The 26,440-nt window shown below is 40.6% G+C and carries 32 protein-coding genes and 1 pseudogene; 27 read left to right on the plus strand and 6 right to left on the minus strand.

What is annotated here, in order from left to right; all coding sequences use genetic code 11:
- Nucleotides 1–620 precede the first annotated feature (620 nt).
- From A9957_RS01670 to A9957_RS01680, 3 genes are read left to right on the plus strand one after another with little or no spacing between them, the layout of a single operon-like run.
- Nucleotides 621–1,943, plus strand: coding sequence for a TIGR00297 family protein (locus A9957_RS01670; protein ID WP_096711533.1), 1,323 nt, complete (start codon nt 621–623; stop codon nt 1,941–1,943).
- Between the two features lie 39 nt (nt 1,944–1,982).
- Nucleotides 1,983–2,378: a Mov34/MPN/PAD-1 family protein gene (locus A9957_RS01675; RefSeq protein WP_096711532.1), complete on the plus strand. Its 396-nt coding sequence runs from the start codon at nt 1,983–1,985 to the stop codon at nt 2,376–2,378.
- Between the two features lie 47 nt (nt 2,379–2,425).
- Nucleotides 2,426–2,551 (plus strand): hypothetical protein, encoded by a 126-nt coding sequence (locus A9957_RS01680; RefSeq protein ID WP_277749672.1) that lies wholly within the window; start codon nt 2,426–2,428, stop codon nt 2,549–2,551.
- Nucleotides 2,552–2,560: 9 nt separating this feature from the next.
- Here the strand turns inward: A9957_RS01680 and A9957_RS01685 are convergent, their stop codons facing one another.
- Together A9957_RS01685 and A9957_RS01690 are read right to left on the minus strand one after the other, a co-directional pair.
- Nucleotides 2,561–2,752 (minus strand): hypothetical protein, encoded by a 192-nt coding sequence (locus A9957_RS01685; RefSeq protein ID WP_292342961.1) that lies wholly within the window; start codon nt 2,750–2,752, stop codon nt 2,561–2,563.
- Nucleotides 2,753–2,762: 10 nt separating this feature from the next.
- On the minus strand, nt 2,763–3,071 hold the full coding sequence (locus tag A9957_RS01690) for a hypothetical protein (protein WP_292342963.1): 309 nt from the start codon (nt 3,069–3,071) through the stop codon (nt 2,763–2,765).
- Nucleotides 3,072–3,219: 148 nt separating this feature from the next.
- On the opposite strand from A9957_RS01690, the gene A9957_RS01695 reads away from it, so the two are divergent.
- Both A9957_RS01695 and A9957_RS01700 read left to right on the plus strand, forming a co-directional pair.
- Nucleotides 3,220–3,942, plus strand: a complete 723-nt coding sequence (locus A9957_RS01695) for a PAS domain-containing protein (RefSeq protein WP_164908983.1) — start codon at nt 3,220–3,222, stop codon at nt 3,940–3,942.
- Between the two features lie 191 nt (nt 3,943–4,133).
- A complete protein-coding gene (locus tag A9957_RS01700) occupies nt 4,134–4,685 on the plus strand; it encodes a DUF1614 domain-containing protein (RefSeq protein WP_292342965.1) in 552 nt (183 codons plus the stop codon).
- Here A9957_RS01700 and A9957_RS01705 read toward each other — a convergent pair.
- Both A9957_RS01705 and A9957_RS01710 read right to left on the minus strand, forming a co-directional pair.
- Nucleotides 4,662–5,570, minus strand: a complete 909-nt coding sequence (locus A9957_RS01705) for an ATPase domain-containing protein (RefSeq protein ID WP_096711527.1) — start codon at nt 5,568–5,570, stop codon at nt 4,662–4,664. The genes A9957_RS01700 and A9957_RS01705 overlap by 24 nt on opposite strands.
- Before the next feature lie 72 nt (nt 5,571–5,642).
- A complete protein-coding gene (locus A9957_RS01710) occupies nt 5,643–7,010 on the minus strand; it encodes a dihydroorotase (protein WP_105460569.1) in 1,368 nt (455 codons plus the stop codon).
- Between the two features lie 166 nt (nt 7,011–7,176).
- On the opposite strand from A9957_RS01710, the gene A9957_RS01715 reads away from it, so the two are divergent.
- From A9957_RS01715 to A9957_RS01765, 11 genes are all read left to right on the plus strand, one after another.
- Nucleotides 7,177–7,332, plus strand: coding sequence for a hypothetical protein (locus A9957_RS01715; RefSeq protein ID WP_164908984.1), 156 nt, complete (start codon nt 7,177–7,179; stop codon nt 7,330–7,332).
- Between the two features lie 305 nt (nt 7,333–7,637).
- Nucleotides 7,638–8,525, plus strand: coding sequence for a PstS family phosphate ABC transporter substrate-binding protein (locus A9957_RS01720; protein ID WP_292342967.1), 888 nt, complete (start codon nt 7,638–7,640; stop codon nt 8,523–8,525).
- Nucleotides 8,526–8,703: 178 nt separating this feature from the next.
- A complete protein-coding gene (locus A9957_RS01725; protein ID WP_292342969.1) occupies nt 8,704–9,594 on the plus strand; it encodes a PstS family phosphate ABC transporter substrate-binding protein in 891 nt (296 codons plus the stop codon).
- A 33-nt stretch (nt 9,595–9,627) separates the two neighbouring features.
- Nucleotides 9,628–10,521, plus strand: a complete 894-nt coding sequence (gene pstC, locus A9957_RS01730; protein WP_292342971.1) for a phosphate ABC transporter permease subunit PstC — start codon at nt 9,628–9,630, stop codon at nt 10,519–10,521.
- Nucleotides 10,522–11,373 carry a phosphate ABC transporter permease PstA gene (gene pstA / locus A9957_RS01735; RefSeq protein WP_292342973.1) on the plus strand — a complete coding sequence of 284 codons (852 nt, stop codon included), beginning with the start codon at nt 10,522–10,524 and terminating at the stop codon, nt 11,371–11,373. It begins immediately after the preceding gene.
- Between the two features lie 17 nt (nt 11,374–11,390).
- Entirely contained in the window at nt 11,391–12,158 is a 768-nt protein-coding gene (gene pstB / locus A9957_RS01740; protein ID WP_292342975.1) for a phosphate ABC transporter ATP-binding protein PstB, read from the plus strand.
- A gap of 4 nt (nt 12,159–12,162) precedes the next feature.
- Nucleotides 12,163–12,813, plus strand: coding sequence for a phosphate signaling complex protein PhoU (gene phoU / locus A9957_RS01745; RefSeq protein WP_096711519.1), 651 nt, complete (start codon nt 12,163–12,165; stop codon nt 12,811–12,813).
- A gap of 106 nt (nt 12,814–12,919) precedes the next feature.
- The gene (locus tag A9957_RS01750) at nt 12,920–14,047 is read left to right on the plus strand and encodes a methanogenesis marker 9 domain-containing protein (protein ID WP_292342976.1); all 1,128 of its coding nucleotides are present in this window, start codon (nt 12,920–12,922) and stop codon (nt 14,045–14,047) included.
- A gap of 11 nt (nt 14,048–14,058) precedes the next feature.
- Nucleotides 14,059–14,979, plus strand: coding sequence for a triphosphoribosyl-dephospho-CoA synthase (locus A9957_RS01755; RefSeq protein ID WP_128754007.1), 921 nt, complete (start codon nt 14,059–14,061; stop codon nt 14,977–14,979).
- The gene (locus tag A9957_RS01760; RefSeq protein WP_105460574.1) at nt 14,979–15,602 is read left to right on the plus strand and encodes a DUF447 domain-containing protein; all 624 of its coding nucleotides are present in this window, start codon (nt 14,979–14,981) and stop codon (nt 15,600–15,602) included. Before A9957_RS01755 ends, A9957_RS01760 begins: the two co-directional genes overlap by 1 nt.
- Nucleotides 15,574–16,056 carry a nucleoside deaminase gene (locus A9957_RS01765; protein WP_241645734.1) on the plus strand — a complete coding sequence of 161 codons (483 nt, stop codon included), beginning with the start codon at nt 15,574–15,576 and terminating at the stop codon, nt 16,054–16,056. The genes A9957_RS01760 and A9957_RS01765 overlap by 29 nt, the downstream gene beginning before the upstream one ends.
- Before the next feature lie 6 nt (nt 16,057–16,062).
- Here A9957_RS01765 and A9957_RS01770 read toward each other — a convergent pair whose 3' ends face one another.
- On the minus strand, nt 16,063–16,929 hold the full coding sequence (locus A9957_RS01770) for a tetratricopeptide repeat protein (RefSeq protein ID WP_164908985.1): 867 nt from the start codon (nt 16,927–16,929) through the stop codon (nt 16,063–16,065).
- Between the two features lie 65 nt (nt 16,930–16,994).
- On the opposite strand from A9957_RS01770, the gene A9957_RS01775 reads away from it, so the two are divergent.
- The 11 genes from A9957_RS01775 to A9957_RS01825 all read left to right on the plus strand — a co-directional run bounded on the left by A9957_RS01775 (nt 16,995) and on the right by A9957_RS01825 (nt 26,220).
- Nucleotides 16,995–17,474: a DNA-deoxyinosine glycosylase gene (locus tag A9957_RS01775; protein WP_096711514.1), complete on the plus strand. Its 480-nt coding sequence runs from the start codon at nt 16,995–16,997 to the stop codon at nt 17,472–17,474.
- 142 nt (nt 17,475–17,616) lie between these two features.
- A complete protein-coding gene (locus A9957_RS01780) occupies nt 17,617–20,139 on the plus strand; it encodes a PAS domain-containing protein (RefSeq protein ID WP_292342978.1) in 2,523 nt (840 codons plus the stop codon).
- 72 nt (nt 20,140–20,211) lie between these two features.
- Nucleotides 20,212–21,087: a hypothetical protein gene (locus tag A9957_RS01785; protein ID WP_105460576.1), complete on the plus strand. Its 876-nt coding sequence runs from the start codon at nt 20,212–20,214 to the stop codon at nt 21,085–21,087.
- 214 nt (nt 21,088–21,301) lie between these two features.
- Complete coding sequence (gene rpl7ae / locus A9957_RS01790; RefSeq protein ID WP_096711624.1) at nt 21,302–21,664, plus strand: 50S ribosomal protein L7Ae; 363 nt, start codon at nt 21,302–21,304, stop codon at nt 21,662–21,664.
- A 29-nt stretch (nt 21,665–21,693) separates the two neighbouring features.
- Entirely contained in the window at nt 21,694–21,909 is a 216-nt protein-coding gene (locus tag A9957_RS01795; protein WP_013037328.1) for a 30S ribosomal protein S28e, read from the plus strand.
- A 6-nt stretch (nt 21,910–21,915) separates the two neighbouring features.
- Complete coding sequence (locus A9957_RS01800) at nt 21,916–22,104, plus strand: 50S ribosomal protein L24e (protein ID WP_072357968.1); 189 nt, start codon at nt 21,916–21,918, stop codon at nt 22,102–22,104.
- 14 nt (nt 22,105–22,118) lie between these two features.
- Complete coding sequence (gene ndk, locus A9957_RS01805) at nt 22,119–22,568, plus strand: nucleoside-diphosphate kinase (RefSeq protein ID WP_096711511.1); 450 nt, start codon at nt 22,119–22,121, stop codon at nt 22,566–22,568.
- A gap of 44 nt (nt 22,569–22,612) precedes the next feature.
- Nucleotides 22,613–24,388, plus strand: a complete 1,776-nt coding sequence (gene infB, locus A9957_RS01810; protein ID WP_096711623.1) for a translation initiation factor IF-2 — start codon at nt 22,613–22,615, stop codon at nt 24,386–24,388.
- A gap of 28 nt (nt 24,389–24,416) precedes the next feature.
- The gene (locus A9957_RS01815) at nt 24,417–24,821 is read left to right on the plus strand and encodes a 30S ribosomal protein S6e (protein ID WP_096711510.1); all 405 of its coding nucleotides are present in this window, start codon (nt 24,417–24,419) and stop codon (nt 24,819–24,821) included.
- A 676-nt stretch (nt 24,822–25,497) separates the two neighbouring features.
- Nucleotides 25,498–25,890 (plus strand): hypothetical protein, encoded by a 393-nt coding sequence (locus A9957_RS01820; RefSeq protein WP_164908986.1) that lies wholly within the window; start codon nt 25,498–25,500, stop codon nt 25,888–25,890.
- Nucleotides 25,891–25,941: 51 nt separating this feature from the next.
- Complete coding sequence (locus A9957_RS01825; protein WP_165868953.1) at nt 25,942–26,220, plus strand: transcriptional regulator FilR1 domain-containing protein; 279 nt, start codon at nt 25,942–25,944, stop codon at nt 26,218–26,220.
- A 7-nt stretch (nt 26,221–26,227) separates the two neighbouring features.
- On the opposite strand, the pseudogene A9957_RS01830 reads toward A9957_RS01825, so the two are convergent.
- Nucleotides 26,228–26,440, minus strand: a pseudogene (locus tag A9957_RS01830) (pyridoxamine 5-phosphate oxidase); the annotation flags it as partial.

A 26,440-nucleotide genomic window follows, 5' to 3' on the forward strand; every position in this document is an offset into this window, starting at 1 on the left:
CATTTAAACCTATCACCACGGTCCATTAAATCAATTAATATAATACAATGCTTACTAAAATTTAAAATTATTGTTTGGATATAAAATCACCACAGGACAATAAAAAAAGACATAAAGATTTAATCAAAGGGGTTTGGCAGTCCACATTCTTATTTGTCTATAATCAATGTTAGCACCTATTGATTTTGCTTTTTGCTATTTGGCACATTGTAAACCTTCATGTTAGCATATCAGAATTGAATCTATTCTAGCCTGGCCTTTTTGAGTCCAGTAATGGCAGCATTCACATATCTGATAATCATTGTTTTCCCTGAGATCTGTTCCGCAAACCGGGCAATTTTTTAAGAGATAGTCATATCGGTTCATTGTACCACTCCTTAATGGTCCTAAGGCAGGAACATTAATATATAGTTTTGGAATGTAAACTATAAAAATAGTGAACTAATATATAGTTGGTATGCATGATTTCTGGTTACACCTGGAATCTGAATCGTCTCATTCAAATCTTCAAAAATTAATTTTACCATTTGTGCACAAATACATATATAAAAACAAATTAAACTAAAAGATGACTTTTATAAATAATCAGTGCTTTATTAAACAAAAAATCTCTGATTTTCATGACAGGCTGGCCAAAATGCTTTACCGGAGAAGATATAGGGAAAAACTATACCCTCTATTTAATAACTATCGCATTAGTTTCCATGCTCATATTTCCATTCTTAAGCAGGGAAATCTTACTCCTGATTTTTGCAGGTGCGGGTGTATATGGCTACATAACCAGTAGCAATCGGAATATAACCAATCTTATTGTCTCAGTAGTTTTGCTACTTTTGATAAGTATTACTGCGAATCACTATTCCTATTCCCTACCAAAATACATAATTATATCAGCAATCCAGATCTCCACCATTGGCTTCACAAGTGCAGCCATAGTGCGCCGGGGCACCAAAAAGGACTCACAAGAAAATACTACCAATCTCCCATCAAGCCTTGCTTTATTAATAGCAGGGGCCGCTTCTGCCTTTATAGCAGGTTCATGGTATGCATACTGGACAGCCGCTGTATCATACGAACTTATATTTTTCATAGCAGTAATCGGAGCAATTACAGCAGCTCTATTTGAATCCATACCATCCTCCGTAGATAGGCTTTTTTCAATGACCCTGGGTTCGGCAATGGCAATGTGGATTCTTGCATCCTTTGGTTACACAGTTGCTCCTTTCCATTTATTGATTGCATTCATTTTTGCACTCTTTTTGGGGTATCTGGCATATCGCACCAATATAGCCGATATTTCCGCAGTGTTGAGTGCTACACTTATGGGAGTTTTGATAATTGTTTTTAGTAACATCCTCTGGTTTGTTTTGCTACTTACCTTTTTCATACTCGGAGGAGTATTCACCAAATACAAATACAACTATAAGCTCGATCTGGGTATCGCACAGGAAAAGGGAGGAGTAAGGACTTATGAAAATGTATTCAGCAACAGTACTGCTGCCCTTGTGCTTGCCATTGCATGTGGCATATATCCCCAACATAGCAATCTAATAACATATGCTTTTCTGGGAACCGTAGCAACAGCTGCAGGGGACACCCTTGCAAGTGAAATCGGAACAACTGCACGCCAGTCACCCAGGATGATAACAAACTTAAAACCTACAAAAACCGGTACTGACGGGGCTGTAACTTCCCTTGGAGAACTTGCAGCCTTTGGGGGAGCACTGGCAATAGGAATACTCGGAGCAGCCTTTGGGTTTGTGGAGCAGATAATTCCTGCCATACTTATTACATGTGCAGGCGGATGGGGAGGTACAAATATCGATAGTTTACTTGGTGCTACATTCCAGAAAAATGGTTACCTGTCCAATAGTGGAGTCAATTTTGTAGCAACTGCCATAGGTGCCCTCATATCCGGTATACTGTATATTCTTGTCCTGTAATGACAAAAAAGATATACTTACCGCAACTATATCTAATACATGAAAGTAGAGGGGATTGCCCGGGAAACACTGAAATTTATATTGAAAAGTAGTGAATCAACATATCCCCGGGAATTTGTGGGTTTACTGGAAACAGAAAAAGGCATAATAAGCAATGTGATGATTCTGCCTGGAACAGAGAGCAGTGAAATGAATGCAGTAATCAAATTATTCATGATGCCAAATGTACAATCCGTAGGTTCGGTGCACAGCCATCCGGGACCCAGTTATCGGCCCTCAAATGCCGACCTTATAATGTTTGGTAAGACCGGGGACTGGCATATAATTGTTGCCGAGCCTTTCGATGAGAACAGCTGGCAATGCTATAACAGGAAAGGGTATCCTGTAGACCTGCCGGTTCTTGATGTAGAATTGGACCAGCCGGAACTGCCCTAACAAAAAAAATATGAAACGAAATCGAACTCTTTAAAGGGTTGATAAATATGGAACCTGAAGACTATGTGATAAAAGAAGGACCAACACCACATGAAAACGCTAAATTTGGAGCCGGCCTTGTAATATTGATTCTATATATTATTGTGCTTGGAAGATGGCTGGGAGTATTTTAATCCCCTTACTTATTTTTCCTGCAGGACCGAATATGCAACTCCTCCAAGCCAATAGCCGATCATTCCAAAAAGAAAAGCTGCAGGTATTAATACAAGAGACTCATAGCCCAAGTCCAATATCCATTCAAAAGCCATTATTACAAACAGGATTACAAAAAGAACATATCCTGCATACTTAGCACTTTTTTTACCCCGATACATTTGGATCACTTTAAATCATCTGGCAGGCAGATTTTCCAAACCCACATCTGGACATCATAGAGTCTATTTGCTCTTCAGAAGAAAAATTATCATATGCCTTATTCGCCTCCTCCACACTGGAATAGAGGCGTGCAAAGATACAATCCCAGTACTCATCATCACTTTTTACAATTGCATGATATTGATTTGTTTCAGCAGGTGCCCATATCAGCACCTGACCACCGGTTCCCTCCTGGGACTGGACTTCAATCTTCAACCTTCCAAGAGCCTTTATTTCATGATTAATATTATTATTATTATTATTATTATTTTCTGCCATAGCGTTCCAATATAATTCCATCATTTTTAACCTATTGGGTCACCGGAAATACTTTGTACTTAAGAATTAATAAACAATATTCGACAGGTACTTAAAGAAGATAAATTAAAGAGGAAATGTAAAAGAAATAATGGGGGTAATTATTCCTATGCAGGACAAAAATCAAGAGTATGAAAATCCCATAATAGTTTTCCTATGGAATGCAGAAAAGGACTGGCCGGTTGAATTTGTATCCGATAACATACAACAATTTGGGTACAATGCCGATGATTTTATATCGGGAGGAAAGACCTATGCACAAATAATCCATCCACACGATATCGATGAAGTCAGAGAAAACATACACCGCATCTGTAAGAAAGGCATTAAAGAATACACCCATCGATACAGGATACTAACTGCTGATGATGAGGAAAGATGGGTTCTGGAAAAGACCCTTGTGGAAAGAGACATCGAGGATGAACCATGCCATTTCCAGGGTTTTGTAATGGATATCACTGGCCAGATGGATTCTGAAGAGATGAGTGTGGATATGATATCTACAAAAAGTCCTGTTGTAGCATTTGTCTGGAAAGTAGAAAAGGGGTGGCCTGTAGAATACGTCTCAGATGAAATTGAAAAGTATGGCTACACGACCGAAGAATTCCTGTCAGGTAATCTTAATTACGGGGATATTATCCACAAAGACGATCTAAAGAGAGTAGAGGACGAACTGAGCAGGAGATGCCGGGAAGGATACAATGATTTCTATCAGGAATATCGGATATGCACAAAAGAAGGCCAGATACGCAAAGTTGCTGAAAGGACCCTTATAATTCGTGATGAAGATGGAAACCCTTCAAAATACCAGGGAATCATTGAAGACCTCTGATTCCCGATAAATTATATATAAAATAATATTATATTTTAATAGTAAGTATGCGTGCCTACGTCAACAGAAAAGGTTTGAGAGACTATATAATATACACACTGGCCTTGCTACCCATAGCCATGTTGTGTTACAAGCAACAGCTAACTCTTGGACCAATTTCATCATACCCTCTCTTTTTAATCTTATTCCTGATGCCAATTGCGTCAAATATAGAAATACCGCTAACCAAAATCAGAACTCGCAAAAACCAGCATATGCATAGGGACGCCCTCCTTCTGGAGGAAACGTACGGCGTGCCCGTGATAAAAGAACTTGCAACAGGCACAAACCTGATCTATGACACAAAAATCACACTTAATGTAGGCGGATTTATAATTCCCATGTTAACAATTCTGTATCTGCTTTTCAGTAAAATGGATTTTGTCGCTTTGGAAATAATGCTCATAGTGCTGGTTGTCGTTGCATTACTGGCTGATTTTGTTGACGGGGTCGGAATAGTGATACCTTCATATGTAGGAATATTTACAATTCCACTGGCATTGATATTAGCCCCTCAGAATGCAGCTACTATCATATTCATCGCCGGGACAGGCGGAATCATAGCAGGTTCTGTGGCATCCTTGATGGCCTTGAAAAGAGAGGAAAAGGGAAGCGCTTATATCGATATAGGCGGAGCAGCCTGCTTTCAGGCAATATATGTAACCATTTTACTGGCCGCATTAATATCCGGGTTCATTCCTTGAATAAGGACTACTATTACCTTGATTTCCAATTTTATTTTGCAGAACTTTTGATGTTTGGATGGAACGATATTTTTCAATCCCTTTCTCACCGAACCTGAATGATTGAGGCGTGGGATCTATTTTTGTAGCCCTCATTTTTTGTATGGCCATAACAGGAGTTAAGGTGGTATCAATATCATTTAATTGCATGGAATCAAGAAATATGATACCATCACCCAGAAAATCATATTCATCAAAATCTTTGGTATCAATACCATGCTTTTTTTCAGTTATTAAAAATGAAGTTATACCCCTATTTTTAATCGTCCTGTGTAACGAACGCCAGCCTCCGGAATTGCGGAAATTTTCAGGATTGCTAAAAACATTAAGGGAATCAAACACTATCCTGCAGGGCTTATACGTCTCAATAATCTCTGTGATCTCTTCAAAGGTCAGCATCGACATCCCAAAAACTTCCAGGTAGCCATCATCGATGTATTTTGCAACATCCCAGCCAAATCTCATAAATTGTTGCACTAGCTGTGGAAGACGTTCTTCAAAGGAAAAAAGGACACATTTCTCTCCTTTAGTTACACCCTCCATAAGATATTGCATGCAAAGAGTGGTCTTTCCCGTTCCAGGAGGACCTGTAATAATCACTGAGAAGCCTTCCGGTATACCTCCTTCCAGCATATCATCCAGCCCAACAATACCGGTACTTATCCGTTTTATTGAACATTGCAAATTACCGGCATCCATTTTTGACCTGAAGCGCCCCTTGTCAAGCGAGAGTAAAGCTTTCTCGAGTACAAGGTTTTTAGCACCAAGTTCTTTTTCATACCTATCAAGAACTTTAATGGCATCCGAACTGAGTGTCGTATGAACCGGGTATTTGTTACGTACCATGCTTTAAGAATATAGTCCATAGTGCATATATAATTTTGCGCACCATGGACATAAAAAAAGAAAGTATGTACATCAATCGTCGTCTTTAACAGAACCGGCACCCGGAAGGAAATTACCTCTTCCTCGCCTCCCCACAATATCACCATCCCAGATAATCTCCCCGCGGGAAATGGTATATTCGGGGAATATGCCTTCCATCCCTTCATACGGAGTCCATCCTGCCTTACTGTGCAACATATCTGAATTAATAGATTTCACATTTCTTGGATCCATGACTATTAGATCAGCATCATAGCCTTCAGCAAAAACACCTTTTCCGTGGTTGTCAAGTCCGAATATTCTTGCCGGATTGCTGCTTGTGACTTCAATGAGACGTTTGAGAGGAAAAAGATTTCTTTTAACTCCCACCATCATAAGGGGCATAAGAGTTTCCACTCCCGGTACACCCGAAGGAGCGCTCTTAATGTCTCCCTCCTTCTCCGACATCCTATGAGGAGCATGATCCGAAGATACAACATCCACAGTACTATCATTTATTCCATTAACAAGCGCTTTCACACTTTGTCGGTTCCTAAGGGGAGGATTCATTTTGCCGAAAGTACCAAGCCTATCCCAATCACGGTCTGAAAGGAAAAGGTGATGGGGAGCTACCTCAAAGCTTAAATGACGCGAAGCTTTTTCTTTTTCAAGAATGTATTTTTCCCTTTTTAGCTGACCAAAAGCTTCCAGGGTACTGATGTGGCAAAAATGAGTATTTACGGAGGTTAAACCAGATAACTCGAGCGCTTTCTTAACTGCCATTGCCTCACATTGATTGGAGCGAATCCGGGAATGGGATAGGGGAGTGAAGTCTTTCTTGAGTAAGATTTCATTATCGCATTTGATATTTTCATCCTCAGCATGGATACAGGCCAATGCTCCAAGTTGCTGGATTGTTTCAAGAGCCTCTTTTAGCAAATCTGAATCCAATCCCAGATCGGCAGTTGATTCTGCCATGAAAATCTCCCCAAAAGCCGTAATACCCAGCCCCCAGAGACTTTCCAGCTTTTCAATGTTCTTTCCTACACCACCATTAATTCCAAAATCAATGATGGATTTACGATTTGCCAGTTTGAGCTTTTCCCTGAAAGATTTTCTGTCAATAACCGGCGGCAATGTGTTGGGGTGTTCCACAACTGCCCCAATACCACCTGCAGCAGCCGCACAGCTTCCTGAATACCAATCTTCTTTGTGAGTCATACCGGGCTCCCGGAAATGCACATGTACATCGATGCCTGCTGGAATAGTAAGTCCCCCGTGTGCATCAATATGTCTGTCCGCATCCTCGTCCTTCAGATTTTTGGCAATTTTTTTTATTTTACCTTCATTTATAAGCACTTCGCCGGGTTGCAACTGATTCTTATAAAAAACTTTAGTGTTCTTAATTAATATATCATTCATACTCTTCCCTTCGACTAGTTATAGGTAGGTATGCATATTATTTTTCCCATTTTACATCTTCCGACCGGATGGAAATAATGATTTAAATTTTATATATAGATATTTGGGATAAAGTATATATTAATGGAATTCATTACTTATTTTAGAGGAGGAAGTGATAGACAATATGAAATGCATTGAGAAAAATGAAAGGGAACTTATATCCCAAAAAGGTAAACCGAACATTTCTCATACAATATATAGGGGAAGAATTAACGGAAACCTTGACAATGAAGAAATGGACCTTTACAGATTCCTCATAGGTGGAATCGAAGGAAAATGAGTGCAAAAACAATGTCTAATGTTGTGCCAGGCAATATACGATGTTATTTTTGCAGTTCATATCTTGAGAACAGGCGCCTGGGAAATATGGCCATATACTTTTGCAACACTTGCAATCATATAGTACCAAAAAAGATTGAACAATACTAAATGTTCAATTACTTTTTTAGATTTTATATGTGAAGAGTAATTCAATATGCTCACAGCATGGAATATATACACATATATAGAATATATTAACAAATATCTATAAATGGCTAGTTCACTTATTTTAAAAAGAAACTTTTCTTACATTAGAGGATTAATATGATAAAATCACACAAGCCATTAATAATTATACTTATTTTATTGTTGGCATTGTTTGCTGCAGGATGTCTTAATGAAAGTGATAACACACAAGACGAGAAGACAAATGAAACAGTAACAGAACATACTAAAGTCGAAAAGATCAACATAGAAGGATCCACAACTGTCTTCCCTCTTGCACAGGCAGCTGCTGAAATATATATGGAAAATCATCCTGAGAAGTCAATAAATGTTATTAGTGGGGGATCAACCACGGGCATAAAAGCCCTGACCGAGGGTGAAGTAGATATTGCAATGGCATCCAGGAAAATGAAATATTCCGAAAAAAAAGCAGCAGAAGAAAATGGAATTGAACCTGTTGAACACGTAATTGCATGGGACGGACTCACAGTAGTTGTAAACCCGGAGAACCCTGTAGATCAGCTGACCTATGAGCAAATAAAAGGGATCTACGATGGGTCCATAAGCAACTGGGCAGAGGTAGGCGGAGAAGACCAGAAAATAATAATACAGAACCGTGACCCCAGTTCCGGAACATATGGCTATTTCAAAGACGAAATATTAGGAGATGATAAATTCCGCCCGGATTTAGTATCCCGGGATTCAAACGGAGCCATTGTCCAGGCAGTCACCCAGGAAGATGCAGCAATTGGATACATAGGTTTTGCATATCTGGATGATAGTGTGAAGGCTGTAGATATAGATTCAGGGAATGGAATGGTTGAGCCTACTTCCGAAAATATCCTTTCAGGCAAATATCCACTTGCCAGACCCCTGCACTTCTACACAGACGGACAGCCTACCGGCCTTGCTGCAGACTTCATAGGATTTATCCTGAGCGAAGAAGGTACAATAATTATAAATGATGTGGGGTACTTCCCCGCCTAAAAAGGCCTGCTCTTAGCCCTCTATTTTTAAGTATCCTGAAATTACATACACAATATATCTATATAGACTATATGTTGAAATATAGTGTAGCATAGAATATTGCGATAAAGACTATAAGTACGGTATCCATTACTTTTTCCGAGGCTTAAGCCTTCAAAAGGAAAAGGATAATGTAACTATGGTAGAAAGGTCAAAGATACTTTCAATAGCACTTACTTTAGTAATGGTACTGGCGTTATTTACCGCCGGCTGTGTCAGCAATGACGAAGAACCAACCGAAAGTTCTGGTGATAAAGATTCAACCGGTGCTGAAGAAATCAATGTAAAAGGTTCAACAACTGTACTCCCCCTCGCACAGGCAGCAGCTGAAACCTACATGGAAAAACACCCTGAGGCTTCCATCAGTATCAGTGGTGGCGGCTCGGGTACAGGTATTGCAGCCCTGATAGATGGCGACGTTGACATCGCAATGGCTTCTAGGAAGATGAAGGATTCAGAAACCGAAGAAGCAGAAGCAAACGGAATTGATCCTGTAGAACACGTAATTGCATGGGACGGACTTACAGTAGTTGTAAACCCGGAAAACCCCGTAGACCAGCTTACCTACGACCAGATTAAGGGAATCTATGACGGTTCCATCAGCAACTGGGCAGATGTAGGTGGCCCTGACAAGGAAATTGTAGTAATTAACCGTGACAGCAGCTCCGGTACATACGGCTACTTCCAGGAAGAAGTACTCGGTGAAGACAACGAATTCCGTGAAGACGCAATCGCACAGAGCTCAAATGGTGCTGTGGTACAGGCAGTTTCACAGAACGATGCAGCAATCGGTTACATCGGTTTTGCTTACCTCAATGAAAACGTAAAAGGTGTCGATGTCGACAAGGGAGACGGGATGGTTGCGCCAACTTCCGAAAATATCCTTGCAGGCGACTATCCACTTGCCAGACCCCTTTATTTCTACACAGATGGACAGCCTACCGGCCTTGCTGCAGACTTCACAGAATATATCCTGAGTGAGGAAGGTACAGAGATCGTCTACGATGTAGGATACTTCCCTGTTGAGTAAATGATTTGAAGCATGAACCCTTAGAGGTGAGCGATGTTTCACAGAAGACTTAAAGAGAAGGGCATTGAGATAGGCCTGTTCTTAGCAGCGGCAACGACTGTCGTTGTCCTTCTCTTCATTTGTATTTTTCTTTTTAGAGATGGATACCTATTATTCGAAACAAGTTCTTTTATTGGTTTCATAACCGGTAGTTCATGGTACACCGCTTCAACCCCACCACGTTTTGGAATACTCCCCCTTTTATTCGGCTCATTTCTGGTCACAGCAGGCGCAATAGCCATAGCTGTACCCCTGGGCCTTGCTGCAGCAATATATATTTCAGAGTTGGCAAGCCCAAAAATCGCTGACTTACTGAAACCATTCATTGAAATCCTTGCAGGCATACCTTCCGTTGTATACGGTTTCTTTGGTCTGGTAGTCCTGGTTCCTCTTATAAAAGATATTTTTGATATACCCACAGGCCAAACAGCCCTTACGGGTTCTATAATGCTTGCAATGATGGCACTACCCACAATAATTTCAATTTCCGAAGACGCTATTAATGCGGTACCACTGGCACTTAAAGAAGGTTCATTAGCTCTGGGGAGTACACAATGGCAGACAATTTATAAAGTAACATTGCCGGCTGCCCTTTCCGGAATATCCGCCGCAGTGATATTGGGAGTAGGCAGAGCAATCGGTGAAACAATGACAGTATTGATGGTAACAGGTAACATGGCCATAATACCTGGATTCCCCGAAGGATTTCTTGATCCTGTCAGGACAATGACAGCAACTATTGCACTTGAAATGGGAGAAGTACCCAAAGGCAGCCCGCATTTCCATGCATTGTTTGCAGTTGGTTCAGTATTGTTTATTACGACTTTTATAATAAATATGGTTGCAGATAGGATAAAGAGAAAATATAAACTCAAGGAGGGGCTCTGATTGGATTCAAGAACTACTGAAAAAATAGCATTTGGTTTCCTCAGAGCATGTATGTGGGTTGTTGTTGCATTTGTAGCAATCCTTATACTCTACATTGTAATACAGGGATACAGCATAATAAGCTGGGAGTTCCTGACTGAGATGCCCAAAAACCGGATGACTGAAGGTGGCATCTATCCCGCTTTGATGGGGACTGCATATCTTGTTGGCATATCTATGGCTGTAGCAATTCCCCTTGGTGTCCTTTCAGCTATCTATTTAAATGAGTATGCAAAGGAAAGCCGTTCGACCTGGATCATTGAAATGGCAATCAACAATCTTGCCGGAACCCCTTCCGTAGTATTCGGATTGTTCGGATTGGCATTGTTTGTCAAATATTTAGCATTTAAACCGTCAATTATCTCGGCATCCCTTACCCTTTCCCTCTTGATATTGCCAGTTGTAATCAGAGCAAGCAAAGAAGCCCTGATAACCGTTCCTCAGGCACACAGGGAAGCTTCTCTTGCCCTTGGCGTAACAAAATGGAAGACCATAAGTAGTATAGTATTACCAGAAGCATTACCCGGAATAGTAACCGGAATTATCCTGAGTATCGGGAGGGTTGCAGGTGAAACAGCCCCCATAATGTTCACAGGTGCAGCTTTCTTCTTACCACGTCTGCCGGAGTCTGTATTTTCACAATTCATGGCTTTGCCCTATCATTTGTTCATACTGGCTACATCCGGTCTCAACCCAATGGAAACCAGGCCCATACAGTACGGAACTGCTCTTGTGTTACTGATATTGGTACTGCTCATAAACAGTATAGCAATTATTATCAGAAAACATTACAGGAAAAAACTTCACAGATAATTATTCGAGGATAAGAGATGAGTGAAATTAATGATTTCGCAGACATAGAGGTTGAGGATCTCAACCTATGGTATGGATCCAATCAAGCTCTCCAGGACATAAATATTAAAATCCCCAGCAAAAGTGTAACCGCCCTTATAGGTCCTTCAGGATGTGGAAAATCCACATTCCTGCGCTGTATAAACAGGATGAATGATCTTATAAAAGTATGTCATATCGAAGGCAGGGTAAAAATCGACAATAAAAACATCTACGATGAAGATGTGGACGTAGTTGAACTCAGAAAGAAGGTTGGTATGGTTTTCCAGAAACCAAACCCATTCCCCATGTCAGTTTTTGATAATATTGCCTACGGTCCAAAAATCCACAAAGTTCCCAAAAAAGATATAAAGGGCATCGTTGATAAAACCCTGCAGGATTCAGCTCTTTACGGAGAAGTATCTGACAGGCTGGATTCATCAGCCCTGGACCTCAGCGGAGGACAGCAGCAGAGACTCTGCATTGCAAGGACCATGGCCGTAGAACCGGAAATCATACTTTTTGATGAGCCATGCAGTGCCCTTGATCCCATATCTACAAATAAGATAGAAGACCTGATTCTTGAATTAAAAAAGGATTACACAATTGTAATTGTTACCCACAATATGCAGCAAGCGGCCAGAATTTCTGACTACACCGCATTTTTCCTTATGGGAAAAATAATCGAGTTTGGAGAAACAAACCAGATATTCGAAAATCCCAAGGAAAAACGTACTGAAGACTACATCACGGGAAGATTCGGGTGATTAAATGGTTCGTGAGAAATACCATGCTGAACTTGATGAACTAAAAGAAAACATCTCTGATATGAGTGCCGTGTCCCAGGAAATGTTCAGGAAATCTATAAAGGCACTTGCAAATATTGATAAAGAACTTGCTCAGGAAATCATTGAAATGGATCAGACAGTAAATGATTTTGAAGAGAAAGTTGAAACCCGAATCACAAGATTACTGGCATTACAGCAGCCAATTGCCAGTGACCTGCGACTTATAACGGCTTCTTATCGAATATCAATCGATCTGGAAAGAATGGGCGATCTGGCAGTGGATGTGGCCAAAAGAATAAAAAAGATGGATACTGAGAAGGCTCTTTCAATTTCTGAATGTAAACCTATTATAGCCACATGTGAAGAAATGATAGAACAATCCATTAAAGCCTATTCAGAACTGGATACTGAGCTGGCAAAAGGTATCACTACAAAAGATGACATCGTCGACAGGAATGTCTACGCAGGCTGGCAGGATCTGGTCCAGATGATGATCGACAACTCAACGGTTATTGAAAACGCAGTGGAAATGATGTTTGTTCTCAGGTATCTGGAACGTATTGCAGACCATACATGCAATATATGTGAAAGTATTGTATACATTGCAACTGCTAAAAGGGTCGATCTGAACTGATTGATCCTTTATTTTTCATTGTTCATCCTATTTTTCAATTCGTAAAATTAATATGCTGAAGTCTCTTCTATTGACCCCTGAATAACGAGAAATAGAGGCTTTCAACGTGACCCAAGAACTTTTTGATCTAAATATAGGATATATCCACTTAAAAAATCCAGTCGCCATCGCTCCAATGGCGGGTATTACAGACAGTTCATTCATAAACAATTATGGCAAAAGTGCCGCACTTGTGATAATGGGCGGATACAACCTTGATGAGAAAACCAATGCTGCAGCATGTGAACTCATAGAAAGGGGAAGAAAAGAATTTGTATCACAGGAGCCAATCGAATATATCACAAAAGAGCTAAATGCCGTTGATTTCAATGGGACAGCGGGAATAAACCTGCGCAGCAGTGAACTTAAACCCTTACTTGATGTGGCAGAAATCATCAGGGATGCTGGTGCATTAATGGAACTGGACGCACACTGCCGCCAACCTGAGATGAAAGAAATAGGAGTTGGAGAGGCCCTGATGGAAGACCTCCCACGTCTTACAGAATGGATAAGGCGGATAAAAGAAACTGGTGTCGTGCTTTCAGTCAAGATCAGGGCAAATGTTGTTGATGACATACAACTTGCAAAGGCAATTGAAAGTGCAGGTGCTGATATAATCCATGTCGATGCCATGAAAGAAGGTGCAGGTGCCGATCTTGATACTATCCGCCGCATCCGGGATGCAACACGTATTTTCCTGATAGGCAATAATTCGATACAGAGCTTTGATGATGCAAAGGAGATGTTTTCCAGAGGTGCAGATATGGTATCTGTGGGAAGACAGGCAATGGACTCTCCGGAAATTATAGATTCCCTTGTAGATGCTGTTTCTGAATTTCAGGAAAGTACCGGCTGGTATAATGCTCCAAAACATATTTGCAGAGGACAGGGCGATCTGCGAGGACTGACTTTCTGTTGCCTCCCGGTAAAACCCTGTGCTGTACATAATAAGGCCAAACAACTGGGATTCAGTCCCCGGGAATTTGCAAACCTGAAAATGGAATTTGTAAAAGGTACCCCCCTTGAATACGGTGACAGTACCTGCTTTGGTAGTCTTGCATGGTGTTGTAAGATCACAAAACCGTGTTTCATGAGAGATGGTGTGCTGGATCTTATAGACCTCTCCCCACAGGAGTACATGAAACTCAAAAAACAAATGGCTGACTACATCCTCGACCATGCCAAAGAAAAATAAACGGTGGGGATATGAATTCCTGTTACAAGATACAGCCCTCCGAGGTTGCCCGCAGTGCCCAACTTGCAATGATACTGGAGGTATCGGCATCACCAAAACCCGGAAATATTGACAGGACGCATGATTATGTCGATACCTGTTATGAACATTTCCTCGCATCTGCAACCGGTGTTTATCCAGTAATTGAAAGGGCTGCTTCTGGAAAAGAAAAGATAGGGCAATTGCTCAAAGAAGCCGTGCTTGAAAGCAATAAATGGCAAAAAGGAGGAAACACACATTTTGGTGCGTTCTTACTCCTTCTTCCCCTGGCAAAAGCTGCAGGTCAGCTGAGTCAGGAAAATGAAACGTTTGATATGAAAAAAATGGTTGAGAGGGCTCACTGGATAGTTAAACATACAGATGTAGAGGACTCGATTAATTTCTATCAGGCTTTTGGAAAAGCACATGTCTGCGTACAGGATGTAGAAGATCTTGATCTCAACGATTCGGATTCCATCACAATCTTAAGGAAAAATCAAACCAGCCTTTTCGAATTGATGGAAATATCCGAAAACTACGACATGATAGCTAAAGAGTGGACCCATGGTTTTGAACTGTGCTGCCGGTGCAGCGAACAGATCACTGACTTTATGGAAGAAAAAGGGATTTGTACAGACATAAATTGCTCCATTGTTTACACTTTCCTCAAGTTATTGTCGAAAAATCCCGATACATTCATACAAACCAAGTTCAACCGGGAAACTGCAGTCGAGGTTTCAGAAAAGGCAACCGCTATTGTCACACAGATAGAAGCATCCGGGTATGAAGCAACCCTTCCTTCAATAATTGAACTTGATGAAGAGTTACTCAAAAAGAAAATAAATCCCGGTTCAACTGCAGATATAGTTATAGGCGGGCTTTTCCTTTCAATCATGGGAGGCATGCGGTTTTGATGGAAATCTCAGAACTTGACAAATACGGTATATGCGATGGAATTTCCGAGATCATATTGACATCCGGAATAGAAAATCCCAACGCTGCTCCAATTGGTCTGATTCGCAAAGATAACAGGATTTTCATAAGACTTTATAAAGGTTCTACAACTTATGAAAATGTGAAACAGGATAAAAATTTTGCCGCCAATGTGACCTGTGACCCTTTACTTTTTGTAAAATCGACTTTTTCGAATCTCAAAAATGAGTATTTCAAATACTATTCCCTGAATTCAACAAAAATACCACTGCTAAAAAATTCAGCCAGCAGTGTTATTTTCATGTGCGGTGAAATAAAACATACAGAACAGGCCATGACAGCAGAAATCATCCCAATGGATGCGGTAGCCAATGATTATAGACCAAAGGCCATCAACCGGGGCCTTACAGCAGTTATTGAGGCAGCAGTGCATGCTACTCGTTATGAATTAACAGGAGATAATAAGTTTCTCGACTTGATTGACCAGTGCATGGAAACTACCTACAAATGTGGAGGACAGAGGGAAAAAGATGCCGCTGACATTCTCTTATATGAAATTGATGAAATTAAGAAACATGTATCCGGGGGCAAAGACACTGAATAATTTCATGGAAATTGCCATTGAGCAAGCCCGAATGGGCATGAAACACAATCTGGGAGGGCCCTTTGGAGCTGTAATTGTAAAAGATAAAACTGTAATCTCCAGAGCACATAACAGAGTACTTGATTTTAATGATCCGACGGCTCATGCTGAAATAATGGCAATCAGGATAGCCTCATCAAATCTGGAAACATTTGACCTGTCTGGCTGCGAAATATATACCACCTCTTATCCATGCCCTATGTGTATGTCAGCTCTGTACTGGGCACGCATCAAAACGCTTTATTATGGGACAACAACAGCCGAGGTAGAAAAAATCGGATTTGACGACGGACAGATATACAGGGCTCTCTGTAAAGGTACTGATACAGAAATGAATGTGGAAAAGCTGGACAGCAAAATATGCCAACAATTGCTGTCCGAATGGGAAGAAAAAGAAGACAAGTATATGTACTGAAGATCCTTACTCTTTATCTTCAGCAGGACTGGCAGGTTTTATGTGATCTTTTGCCTGAGAGTTTTCAGGATCAAGTTCCAATAACTTTGCAAAGGCCTTGTCGGCCCTATCATTGTTTCCAATTTTCAGGTAAGTATTTGCAAGACCCTGCCATATTTGGGGAGATTCTGGCTCTATATCAATGGCTTCTGTAAATGCTTCTATAGCCTCTTCAAATCGTTCCAATTTGAACAAAGTATTACCTTTCCCATATAAAATGCCTGCAGCATCTTTTTTAAGTTTGGGTTTGGGATTTATGTTCAAAAATGAATATTGTGGAAATGCAAAATCCTTAACATCTGAATGTTGTGCCGCTCTATCATAGCATTTGAGAGCTTCTGTAAATTCATCATTCTGATAAAGAAGAGTGGCTTTACAATACCAGGCGTCTGAGAAAGCAGGATCCAGGTCCAGACATTTCGAAAAGGATTCAATCGCTTTTTGATGCTGTCCTATCGATTGCATTACAAATCCATGTCCAAACCATTTACCGGCATCTTGCGGATCTTCTTCAAGAAAACTATCAATTACTTCAAGAGCCTCTTCATGCCTTCCCATCCTGTAAAGGACAAAACAACGGCTATAAAGAACATTCTGGCATTTTTTTCTCAAAGTGTTCAGGTCATCTTCCATATCATCTTCAAGCTCACTTAATTTATTTTCCAGTTCACCCCATATAGCGGCCGCCTCATTGTATTTTTCCAGCGCCTCTTCATAATTGCCCATTTCAAAAAGTACATATCCATTCCCATAGATTTCCTCACCGCGTCTATAGAGAGTCGTGAATTGTTTTTTCCGGGAAACTTTATCGTACCATTTTTTCAGAAAACTCATGGCAATAGAATAAGCCTTCTCTGTATCATATATCTTTTGTAATATAAGGCACATCAAATTTGTAGATGGCAAAAAAAGGACTTGAGCCGATAATTCATCAGGACACCGAAATCTTAATTATGGGATCCCTGCCAGGAGAAGAATCCCTCAGACAACAAAAATATTATGCCAATAAAGGAAATGATTTCTGGAAGCTCACAGGTGATGCTATCGGAGAGGAACTTGACAATAAGGAATATCCAGAAAAATTAAGAATTCTAAAAGAACATAAAATAGGCCTCTGGGATGTTTTCAGGCAAGCAGAAAGAAAGGGAAGTGGTGATTCTGAAATCAGGTATGAGGTTATCAATGATTTTTCCCTGCTTGAAGTGATAGCACCTAACATACGTAAAATCCTTTTCAATGGAAAAACAAGAGCCGGGAAATATGAGTATTTGTTACAGGAAAAGGGATACGATACAGCAGTATTGCCTTCATCCAGTGGAGCCAACAGACAAAACAGAATTGAAAGAGAAAAAATATGGAAACAGCAATTGCAATGCTGATTCGGTACAGTATATTATATAAGTGTTCAGATACCAATTTTAATATGTAAGATCAATCAGTAGAAGTGATACCATCGCAACTCCCAATCATCCATCCCCCAAAAATTACAGTTCTTTTTCTGCAGGTATTGACACACCAACCATGAAAAGCGTACTTGAAGATATTGTCAATGCAAGCCCTGTTATTGTTTTTGTATGGAAGGAAGAGGACAGGTGGCCAGTGGAGTTCGTCTCGAAAAATATTTCTCTTTTTGGCTATACTCCCAATGATTTTATTTCGGGCACCTTAAGGTATAGTGACATAATCCATCCGGACGACCTTGAAATGGTAACTGATGAAGTGGAAAAACATCTGGAAAGCGGAGATGAAAAATTTAATCTTACCTATCGTGTCCTCACCGGGAAAAAAGATGTACGCTGGGTCGAAGAACGTACCATGATTCATCATAATCCGGATAACACCTACTATGAAGGAATTATCATGGATATTACTTCCAGGAAGATGGAAGAAAAAAAGATCATTGATGGTGCCCTGGAGATGAAAAAAGCCCTCGAGACAGTAATCAATGCAAGCCCTGTAATTGTTTTCCTGTGGAGAGCAGAAGATGATTGGCCCGTGGAATTTGTCTCGGAAAACATTACACAATTCGGATATGAAGTTGAAGAATTCACATCAGACAAACTGGTGTACGGTGATATCGTTCACCCTGATGATATAGAGAAAGTGCGCCAGGGGATGGCTCGGTGTGTCGCAGAGGGTAACAGAGAGTTCACCAAAGAATATCGTATCCTGACAAAAGATGGAAATGTACGCTGGGTGGATGAACGCACAAAAATCCAGCAAAATGATACAGGTGATGTGACATATCTGCAGGGTATAATTGTTGATATAACAGAAAGAAAGAATGTGGAAAATGCTCTCTATCTTGAAGAAAAACGTCATGAAGCTCTTTTAAAACTATATGCCATGTCTGATTCTTCAATTCAGGAAATAATGGATTATGCGCGTGAACAGGCAGTCTCACTAACTGAAAGCAAGATTGGCTTTCTGGCATTCCTGGATGAAACGGAAACAAACTATGCGGTTATTTCCTGGTCAAACGGCAAACAGAGTTCCGATAAGGCTCCGGCAGAGAGCTACAGTATCTGGGATGAAGCACTTTACCATCGCACTCCCATAATGAACAATGAATATTTAACTGATAAAGATACTGATCCTAAATTAATCCAGAGAAATCTGAGCGTCCCCATTTTTGAAGGCGGTAGAATTGCAGGTATTGTGGGTGTTGCCAATAAGGGACAGGATTATACATCTACAGATGTGAGGCAGTTAAAATTACTCATGCAGGGTATGTGGAACATAATCCAGCAAAAACTGGCTGATGAGGAATTATACCAGTATATGGAAGATTTGAAAAAATCAAGTGAAATAAAATCAGTCCTTTCTGATGTCATTAAGAACAGCCCTGCAGTCGTATTTATATGGTGGGCCGAAGAAGACTGGCCTGTTGAATTCGTCTCCGAGAATGTAACACAGTTCGGTTACACTGTGGATGATTTCCTTTCGGGTAAACTGGTCTACGCTGACATAGTACACCCTTATGACCTGAAAAGGGTCCAGAACGAACTCGCAAAAAGAATCGATGCGGGACAGACTGATTTCAATCAGGAATACAGGATAATGACGAAATTTGGAGATGTCAGGTGGATAGATGAAAGGACTTTTATCAAATATGATGAAAATGGAACAGTAACGTATCTGCAAGGTATCATTGTAGACATCACAGAAAGAAAGCATTCCGATGATTTCATGCACCTGCAGTATGATCTTGACAGTGTTCTCAGCTCTGCCACATCAAATGGCGAGATCTTCAACAGGCTACTGGATCTTGCACTGAAAATCACACCCCTTGATTCAGGAGCCCTGTACCTTGTTGACGATAAAACAGGAGACCTGAACCTGGTAGCTCATCACGGGCTGTCTGAGCAGTTTGTGAATAGTACCTCCCACTATGAAAGGAATTCAGTACATACACGCCTTGTTATGAGCGGACAGGCGGTGTATAAACATCATTCCGAACTCAGCGCAATCACCACAGGCAAGAACCTCCGGTATGAAGGCTTGCATGGAACTGCAATAATTCCGATTCGATACCACAACGAGATAATAGCTGCTCTCTATCTGTCCTCACATTCTGAATATGAAATCCCCGATAAATCCAGACATGATCTCGAAACGATAGCAAAACAAATCGGGAAAGTCCTATCAAATATGCACAAAGAAGCATCCGCCCAAAAGGAGATCAGTGATTTGCAGATATTGATTGACAATGTAAAAGAAGGTATCACTGTAACCGATAAAAAGGGAGCATTGCTTTATACAAATAAGATACTTGAGAAGTGGATACGATACTCTGCAGATGAGCTTAAAAAGATGGACATTACAGATATATATCCGCTGAGATACAGGCATGTCCTGGATTCCGTAAACAAGCCAATAAACCAAAACAGGCCTTATAGTGAAGATATCAGGTTATATTCCAGCACAGGAAGAGAAATTCCCTGCAGAGTAACTTTTAAGAATATAAAATGGAACGAAAAGGATTGCATACTTGGAATCTACGAACATATCAATACATCAGCAACCTCCATTCATGATACATAAAGTCCGAAGATATTTATATATTAGAAGGACTATCGTAGTTAAATTCAACAGGGATGACTGCGGAGTGAATTCATGAGTCCTAGAAAAAAAGATGAAAAAAAATATACAAAATATGTAGGTATATTCCTTGCAGTAATAATGGTCGGGTCAATCGGCATGTTCTTTTTCAGCGGCGGGTCAACCAACAACAACAATGAACAATCTGAAAATGTTCAGGTATCTGGTTTTGAGAGTGTGCCGGGTGAACATATAGGGATAAAATTAAACTCCATTCAGGATGGTCTGCAGGTAACTCCAGATAATGTTACTACAGCCAGATACATGAACATCGCCTACCTGAACGGTACGCCACTGCAATATCTTATAGGTAATACATCCGTTTACAATAATTTCTACGGGTCAAATGTAACCAAACTGTATTCAGCAGGATATGATAATTCTTCATGGATAGAAATGCATGAGATCGACCCAAAGGTTGTGGCATTCCAGTACTATACTGCTCCTGAAACATATAAGGGATACCAGCCCCTTTCCAGAGGACAGGGTATCTACAACGTCATAGGAACTCCCATGCTATTGGGAGAACAACAAAGTGTTGAAGACACAATAGATGTAATTGAAGGAGATGCAAAATCCGCCCATAAATTCAATGAAATACTCCAATTCGCAAGTACAGATGCCCCTATACAGCAAGTTGTCGATCTGGAAAATGAATTCGCAGACCAGTATTATGTTGAATGGGCTATTGAAGATGGCAGCAGTTTCAGAAGAACTGCCCTGTATGCCGATCCCACTGAAAACACAATGACCAACCTGACAATAAGGGCATCCAACACAAGCCAGAGAGGCCTAAATTACAACATTACAGATTACGGAAATATTACCAAGGTGGACATCACTGCCAATGCATCTAATTTCTATGCACTGGCTATGGAACCCATCCAGTAATTTTCCTTTTACTTTTTTAAATCGATACCAGAAGTTTTATAATCGATAGGCATCTTCAAGAAGTGCAATCGAGTTGTCGCAAGTTATATATGTACCAGTGGCGATTCATACCAAATACTCCAACGAATGTAAACAGTATGGTAGAATTGACCATTGTTTGCATCTATACAATGAATAATGACAAACCGCGGTGTAAACCGTGATTTCGAAGGAGATAGAAATTATGGCAAAATTTGATGTTCCAGATGAACTAATAGATAAAGCTCTTGAAGCAGTAGAAGTTGCCAGAGATACTGGCAAGGTAAAAAAAGGAGCTAACGAAGCTACAAAGGCTGTAGAAAGAGGTATTGCAAAACTGGCAGTCATTGCAGACGATGTTGAACCTGCAGAAGTAGTAGCTCACATTGGCCCCCTTTGTGAAGAAAAGAATGCACCTTACATCTACGTGAAACAGCAGAAAGAACTTGGAGCTGCCTGCGGAATAGGCGTTGGCTGTGCTGCAGTAGTAATTACAGATGCAGGTAAGGGCGCAGAGACCATCGAGGACCTGGCCGAAAAAGTCAGTGCCCTCAAATAAACTTACCCATAAAAAAGGAGTAATTCTCCATGGCAGATGAAAACTTAGGATATGCCGCGGAGGTCATAGATGTCATCGGCAATACCGGCATGCATGGCGAAGCAAGCCAGATCCAGTGCAGGGTACTGGATGGCCGGGACAAGGGCAGGATCATCACCCGTAACTGTATGGGCCCTGTTCGTATCGGCGATGTGCTGATGCTGATGGAGACTTCCAGAGAGGCAAAGAAACTTACAACAAGGTGATGCGCAATGGAAACCAAGAAATGCTCTTTCTGCGGAACTAAACTGGAACCTGGAACTGGTATCCTTTTTGCAAAGAAGGACGGTTCTACCTACAATTTCTGCTCCTCTAAATGCAGGAACAATTACAAGATGGGTAGACTTCCAAGGCGTACTATCTGGACCGAAACGGGCAGAACCTACATGAAAAAAGCCTGATGAGGAATTAATCAATGGAACGCACATATGTTATGATCAAACCAGATGGTGTCCAGAGAGGACTTATTGGAGAGATCATAGGAAGAATCGAAAGGAGAGGTCTCAAGATAAGTGCAATGCGCATGAATGTTATCGATGAGAATGATGCAAAGGAACATTACAGCGAACACTGTGAAAAACCATTTTTCGGTTCACTTATATCCTATGTGACTTCCGCTCCTTCAGTTTCAATGATTGTTGAAGGTAAGGATGCAATAAAATCCATGAGGACAATAAATGGCGCCACCAATCCATCCGAAGCAATGCCCGGTACAATCAGGGGCGATTTTGCTCTTGAAACCGGTAGAAATGTGGTACATGCATCCGATTCAGTAGAATCAGCTGAAAGAGAAATCAGCATCCATTTCAAGGATGATGAGACAAACGAATATTGTCGTATAGACGAAGAATGGCTCTATGAGTGAGTACCCTTTTGCTCACTCCCCTGTTTCTTAAGGAAGGGATGCATATTACCGATAACGAAAATCTCAGGACACCCATTGTATGCGTTATGGGACATGTGGATCACGGTAAGACCACACTGTTAGACAGGATACGCGGTAGTTCTGTGGCTGCAGGAGAAGCCGGTGCGATCACCCAGCATATCGGTGCAACGGAAGTGACGATCGATTCCATAATAGAACATAGTGGTGCTTCCGGGATGAAGAACAATTTCATAGTACCCGGTCTTTTATTCATAGATACACCGGGACACCATGCATTCACATCCCTGCGTAGCAGAGGAGGAGCACTTGCAGATCTGGCAGTGGTAATTGTAGACATTAATGAGGGCTTCATGCCCCAGACAAAAGAAAGTCTGCAAATACTCAAGCGGTTCAAAACTCCCTTTGTGGTTGTTGCAAATAAGATCGACAGGATACATGGTTGGCAACCACATGAAAGCGCGAGTTTTCTGGAAACTTACAACAAACAAAGTGAACGTGTAAGAGCCGATCTTGATAACAAGTTCTATGAAATTGTCGGGGAACTATATAACAGTGGTTTTAATTCCGAACGCTATGACCGTGTATCTGATTTCCAGAGAAATATAGGAATAATACCTATAAGCGCGGTTACCGGCGAAGGTATACCTGACTTACTTATGGTATTACTGGGGCTGGCCCAAAAATTCCTCGAATCTAATCTTCATTATAACGCAAGTGGACCTGGTGAAGGAACAATACTTGAAGTAAAGGAAGAAAAGGGATTGGGAACTACTATCGATATTATTCTCTATGATGGAACCCTCAAAAAAGGGGATACTATTGTAGTCGGAAGTCTTGGGGAGCCTATTCAGACCAAAGTGAGGGCTTTGCTAAAACCCAATCCAATGGGAGAAATATCCGCCGAGGAAAAGTTCCAGAATGTGGAATCAGTTACGGCTGCTATTGGTGTAAAGATATCTGCGCCAAATCTTGATGGTGCCCTGTCAGGAGCCACTGTAAGAGCGGCCAACCCGGAAAACCTTGATACGATTGTCAAAGAGGTTCAAGAGGAACTTGACGAGGTACAGATTAGTACGGGCACCACAGGTGTGACTCTTAAAGCAGATACAATCGGATCACTGGAAGCGCTTGTTAATGAACTCCAGAAGGAGGATATACCCATCAGAAAAGCCGAAGTAGGAGACATATCCCAGAGGGATATTATCGAGGTTTCGGCTATCGAAGATCCTTTTAATGCGGTTCTTATTGGCTTTAATGTAAAGATGTTACCTGATGCAAAAGAAAAAGCAAAGGGTGGCGATCTTAAAATATTCCAGAATGATGTTATTTACAGGCTTATTGATGATTACAAAGACTGGGTCAAAGAAAAGAAGGAGAAATCCGAACAAACAATATCCCAGCTCATAGTAAAACCTGCAAGATTCCTGCTTCTTCCAGACTGCACGTTCAGACAAAGCAAACCTGCTGTTGTTGGTGTCAGAATCACAGGCGGAAAGGTCAAAACTAACATCGGTGTTACAGATAACAGTGGCAGAGTTGTAGGCACAATCAAAGGACTCCAATTAGAAGGAGAAAACATCAAGGAAGCCAGTGCAGGGATGGAAGTTGCAATGGCGATTGATGGACCAACAATAGGTCGCCAGATCAAAGAAGGTGATGTACTTTATTCAAATATTCCCGAAAAGCATGCAAAGGTGCTTGAAACGGAGATACTTGACTCACTTTCGGCAGATGAGATGGAAACCCTCGATGCTTTCCTTGAAATCAAACGCAGGGATAATCCGTTCTGGGCCAAGTAATAATATTAATTGATGTTGGAGGTAAATAATGGTAGATTTCAAAATTGTCGTATCAGATCCAAAAGCCAAAGCATACCAGTTCGATGTGAGTGGTGCCGAGGCAAATAAGTTCATAGGAAAAGCAATAGGCGAAACTGTAGAAGGAACAGTAGTCGGTCTTCCCGGTTACACCATCCAGATTACCGGCGGAAGTGACAGAAGTGGTTTTGTCATGCGCAAGAACGTACCCGGTCCCAAAAGGCAGAGGTTACTCGTAGCCGAGGGTGTCGGATATAAGCCAAAAGACAAGGGAATGCGTCGCCGTAAATTCCTCAGAGGAAGAGAAATAGCTCCGGATATTGTCCAGATCAACACAAAAATTGTTGGATACGGAGACAAAACCATCGAAGAAATTCTCGGTGGCGGTGAAGAGGGAGAGACTTCCGATGAGTAAATCTCCCGCCCTTTTTTATTTCAATTGATATTTCACCCCTGAATATTCCTTGTTGGCTACACATTATTATATCTTCAATTGCATTTAATACAATAGTTATTTATAAAAATTAATTATATTGTATATATAGAGAATTGAGGATAGATGTGACATGGACATCCGAAATCCAAATGTGAAACAACTTTTCTCTTATGAGAAAAAAGCCAGCATACTTGAATTATTTTACAGGGTCATTTATTCCATTCTTATAAGAATTGTACTCTATATACGGGATATTTACAGGAATCTGTCTTGTCTTTCAATGGTTCGTAATCCTTATGCAGGAAGGAAAATCGAGAGACTAAACCGTATCATAAAGGGCTTGAGTACTACACTCATGTCATAGGATATCTTTTTCTCACAACTGATGTCAGGCCTTCCATAAAACCGTCTTCAATAACAATATTTGAAAAGAAGCTGTACTATGACAGGGATACAGTAGAGATACTAAAATGATGCTTACTCAAAAGTATAAATAGATATAATCTAATTGACATATATAAAATATATAAAAGAAGTCGATGTGTAGACAGATTTTGTACCAATTAAAAGCAAAGCAGGAAGAATAGATATGAGGCGCTCACTTATTGACATTACATGTTTTTCCGAAAAACGTAAGCGCCTTCTTCTCCTGCTTATGGAAGGCAAGAAGGATATTGATGAAATAAAAGAGATTCTTGATGAAACTTCGCCTTCAATTCTTCCCCAAATAAAAATATTGAAAGAAAATGGCCTCATAGTTCAGGAAAATAGTACGTATTCATTAACCAGAATTGGCATATTGCTGGTGCACATGCTCCAGGAGGTCTTTAAAACATTTGATGTACTTGAACATCATTTCGATTATTTAAATGAACATGATTTAACTCCTATTCCAAAAGAATTATTGCACCGTATCGGAGAATTAAATAATAGTGAATATATCGTACCTTCACTTACTGATGCATTCGATCCTTTCGCAAAAATAAAACCACTTACAAAAGCGTCTATCTGGATTAAAGCTTTTATTGCAGTCTATCATCCGGCATAGCCTCCGTGTGCCTCTGAAATGGCCTCAAAAGGAGCAAACTTATCGTTGATAATGACAGAACCGATATTTGAAAAAATGAAAAATGATTATCCTGAAGCAACCCGGATACTCAAAAATTCAGACAATTCCCGGATATTGATCTACAAAGGAGAAGTTAAGCCCTCCTTAATTATTGCTTCTGACCAATATTTCCTTTTATCCCTTATGTTGAATAACTGTCGTTATGACAACAGTTACCTTATGGGTACAGAAAAAGAAGCCATCGAATGGGCAACCAAGCTCTATGAATGGTATGAAAAAAATTCAGAGTTAGTCCCAAAAAAGGACTAACATCATTTCAGAGCAACTTCTTTCCAGCTTCAGGGCCACTTTTACACTCAAAGACATCGGTAATTTTCATGACAATCAGGGCTTTGGCAGGATATTTCTCTCCTTTTTCCTTTGCCATGGCATATGCAGCGTCGTAATCATCACCTTCAGTCTTAATTTCTACATCACCTTTTATCTGGAAACAGCCTTTTGAGCCTTCACCCCATACATAAAGTGATGC

Source organism: Methanohalophilus sp. DAL1 (assembly GCF_001683555.1).
GTDB lineage: Archaea > Halobacteriota > Methanosarcinia > Methanosarcinales > Methanosarcinaceae > Methanohalophilus > Methanohalophilus euhalobius.

What these genes read in the sequence shown, in the direction of transcription:
- A9957_RS01670 (WP_096711533.1), top strand. Translation starts at nt 621, where the DNA reads ATGACAGGCTGGCCAAAATGCTTTACCGGAGAAGATATAGGGAAAAAC.
- A9957_RS01675 (WP_096711532.1), top strand. Translation starts at nt 1,983, where the DNA reads ATGAAAGTAGAGGGGATTGCCCGGGAAACACTGAAATTTATATTGAAA.
- A9957_RS01680 (WP_277749672.1), top strand. Translation starts at nt 2,426, where the DNA reads ATGGAACCTGAAGACTATGTGATAAAAGAAGGACCAACACCACATGAA.
- A9957_RS01685 (WP_292342961.1), bottom strand. Translation starts at nt 2,752, where the DNA reads ATGTATCGGGGTAAAAAAAGTGCTAAGTATGCAGGATATGTTCTTTTT.
- A9957_RS01690 (WP_292342963.1), bottom strand. Translation starts at nt 3,071, where the DNA reads ATGGCAGAAAATAATAATAATAATAATAATAATATTAATCATGAAATA.
- A9957_RS01695 (WP_164908983.1), top strand. Translation starts at nt 3,220, where the DNA reads ATGCAGGACAAAAATCAAGAGTATGAAAATCCCATAATAGTTTTCCTA.
- A9957_RS01700 (WP_292342965.1), top strand. Translation starts at nt 4,134, where the DNA reads ATGCCAATTGCGTCAAATATAGAAATACCGCTAACCAAAATCAGAACT.
- A9957_RS01705 (WP_096711527.1), bottom strand. Translation starts at nt 5,570, where the DNA reads ATGGTACGTAACAAATACCCGGTTCATACGACACTCAGTTCGGATGCC.
- A9957_RS01710 (WP_105460569.1), bottom strand. Translation starts at nt 7,010, where the DNA reads ATGAATGATATATTAATTAAGAACACTAAAGTTTTTTATAAGAATCAG.
- A9957_RS01715 (WP_164908984.1), top strand. Translation starts at nt 7,177, where the DNA reads ATGAAATGCATTGAGAAAAATGAAAGGGAACTTATATCCCAAAAAGGT.
- A9957_RS01720 (WP_292342967.1), top strand. Translation starts at nt 7,638, where the DNA reads ATGATAAAATCACACAAGCCATTAATAATTATACTTATTTTATTGTTG.
- A9957_RS01725 (WP_292342969.1), top strand. Translation starts at nt 8,704, where the DNA reads ATGGTAGAAAGGTCAAAGATACTTTCAATAGCACTTACTTTAGTAATG.
- pstC (WP_292342971.1), top strand. Translation starts at nt 9,628, where the DNA reads ATGTTTCACAGAAGACTTAAAGAGAAGGGCATTGAGATAGGCCTGTTC.
- pstB (WP_292342975.1), top strand. Translation starts at nt 11,391, where the DNA reads ATGAGTGAAATTAATGATTTCGCAGACATAGAGGTTGAGGATCTCAAC.
- phoU (WP_096711519.1), top strand. Translation starts at nt 12,163, where the DNA reads ATGGTTCGTGAGAAATACCATGCTGAACTTGATGAACTAAAAGAAAAC.
- A9957_RS01755 (WP_128754007.1), top strand. Translation starts at nt 14,059, where the DNA reads ATGAATTCCTGTTACAAGATACAGCCCTCCGAGGTTGCCCGCAGTGCC.
- A9957_RS01760 (WP_105460574.1), top strand. Translation starts at nt 14,979, where the DNA reads ATGGAAATCTCAGAACTTGACAAATACGGTATATGCGATGGAATTTCC.
- A9957_RS01765 (WP_241645734.1), top strand. Translation starts at nt 15,574, where the DNA reads ATGTATCCGGGGGCAAAGACACTGAATAATTTCATGGAAATTGCCATT.
- A9957_RS01770 (WP_164908985.1), bottom strand. Translation starts at nt 16,929, where the DNA reads ATGAGTTTTCTGAAAAAATGGTACGATAAAGTTTCCCGGAAAAAACAA.
- A9957_RS01775 (WP_096711514.1), top strand. Translation starts at nt 16,995, where the DNA reads ATGGCAAAAAAAGGACTTGAGCCGATAATTCATCAGGACACCGAAATC.
- A9957_RS01780 (WP_292342978.1), top strand. Translation starts at nt 17,617, where the DNA reads ATGAAAAGCGTACTTGAAGATATTGTCAATGCAAGCCCTGTTATTGTT.
- A9957_RS01785 (WP_105460576.1), top strand. Translation starts at nt 20,212, where the DNA reads ATGAGTCCTAGAAAAAAAGATGAAAAAAAATATACAAAATATGTAGGT.
- A9957_RS01795 (WP_013037328.1), top strand. Translation starts at nt 21,694, where the DNA reads ATGGCAGATGAAAACTTAGGATATGCCGCGGAGGTCATAGATGTCATC.
- A9957_RS01800 (WP_072357968.1), top strand. Translation starts at nt 21,916, where the DNA reads ATGGAAACCAAGAAATGCTCTTTCTGCGGAACTAAACTGGAACCTGGA.
- ndk (WP_096711511.1), top strand. Translation starts at nt 22,119, where the DNA reads ATGGAACGCACATATGTTATGATCAAACCAGATGGTGTCCAGAGAGGA.
- A9957_RS01815 (WP_096711510.1), top strand. Translation starts at nt 24,417, where the DNA reads ATGGTAGATTTCAAAATTGTCGTATCAGATCCAAAAGCCAAAGCATAC.
- A9957_RS01820 (WP_164908986.1), top strand. Translation starts at nt 25,498, where the DNA reads ATGGAAGGCAAGAAGGATATTGATGAAATAAAAGAGATTCTTGATGAA.
- A9957_RS01825 (WP_165868953.1), top strand. Translation starts at nt 25,942, where the DNA reads ATGACAGAACCGATATTTGAAAAAATGAAAAATGATTATCCTGAAGCA.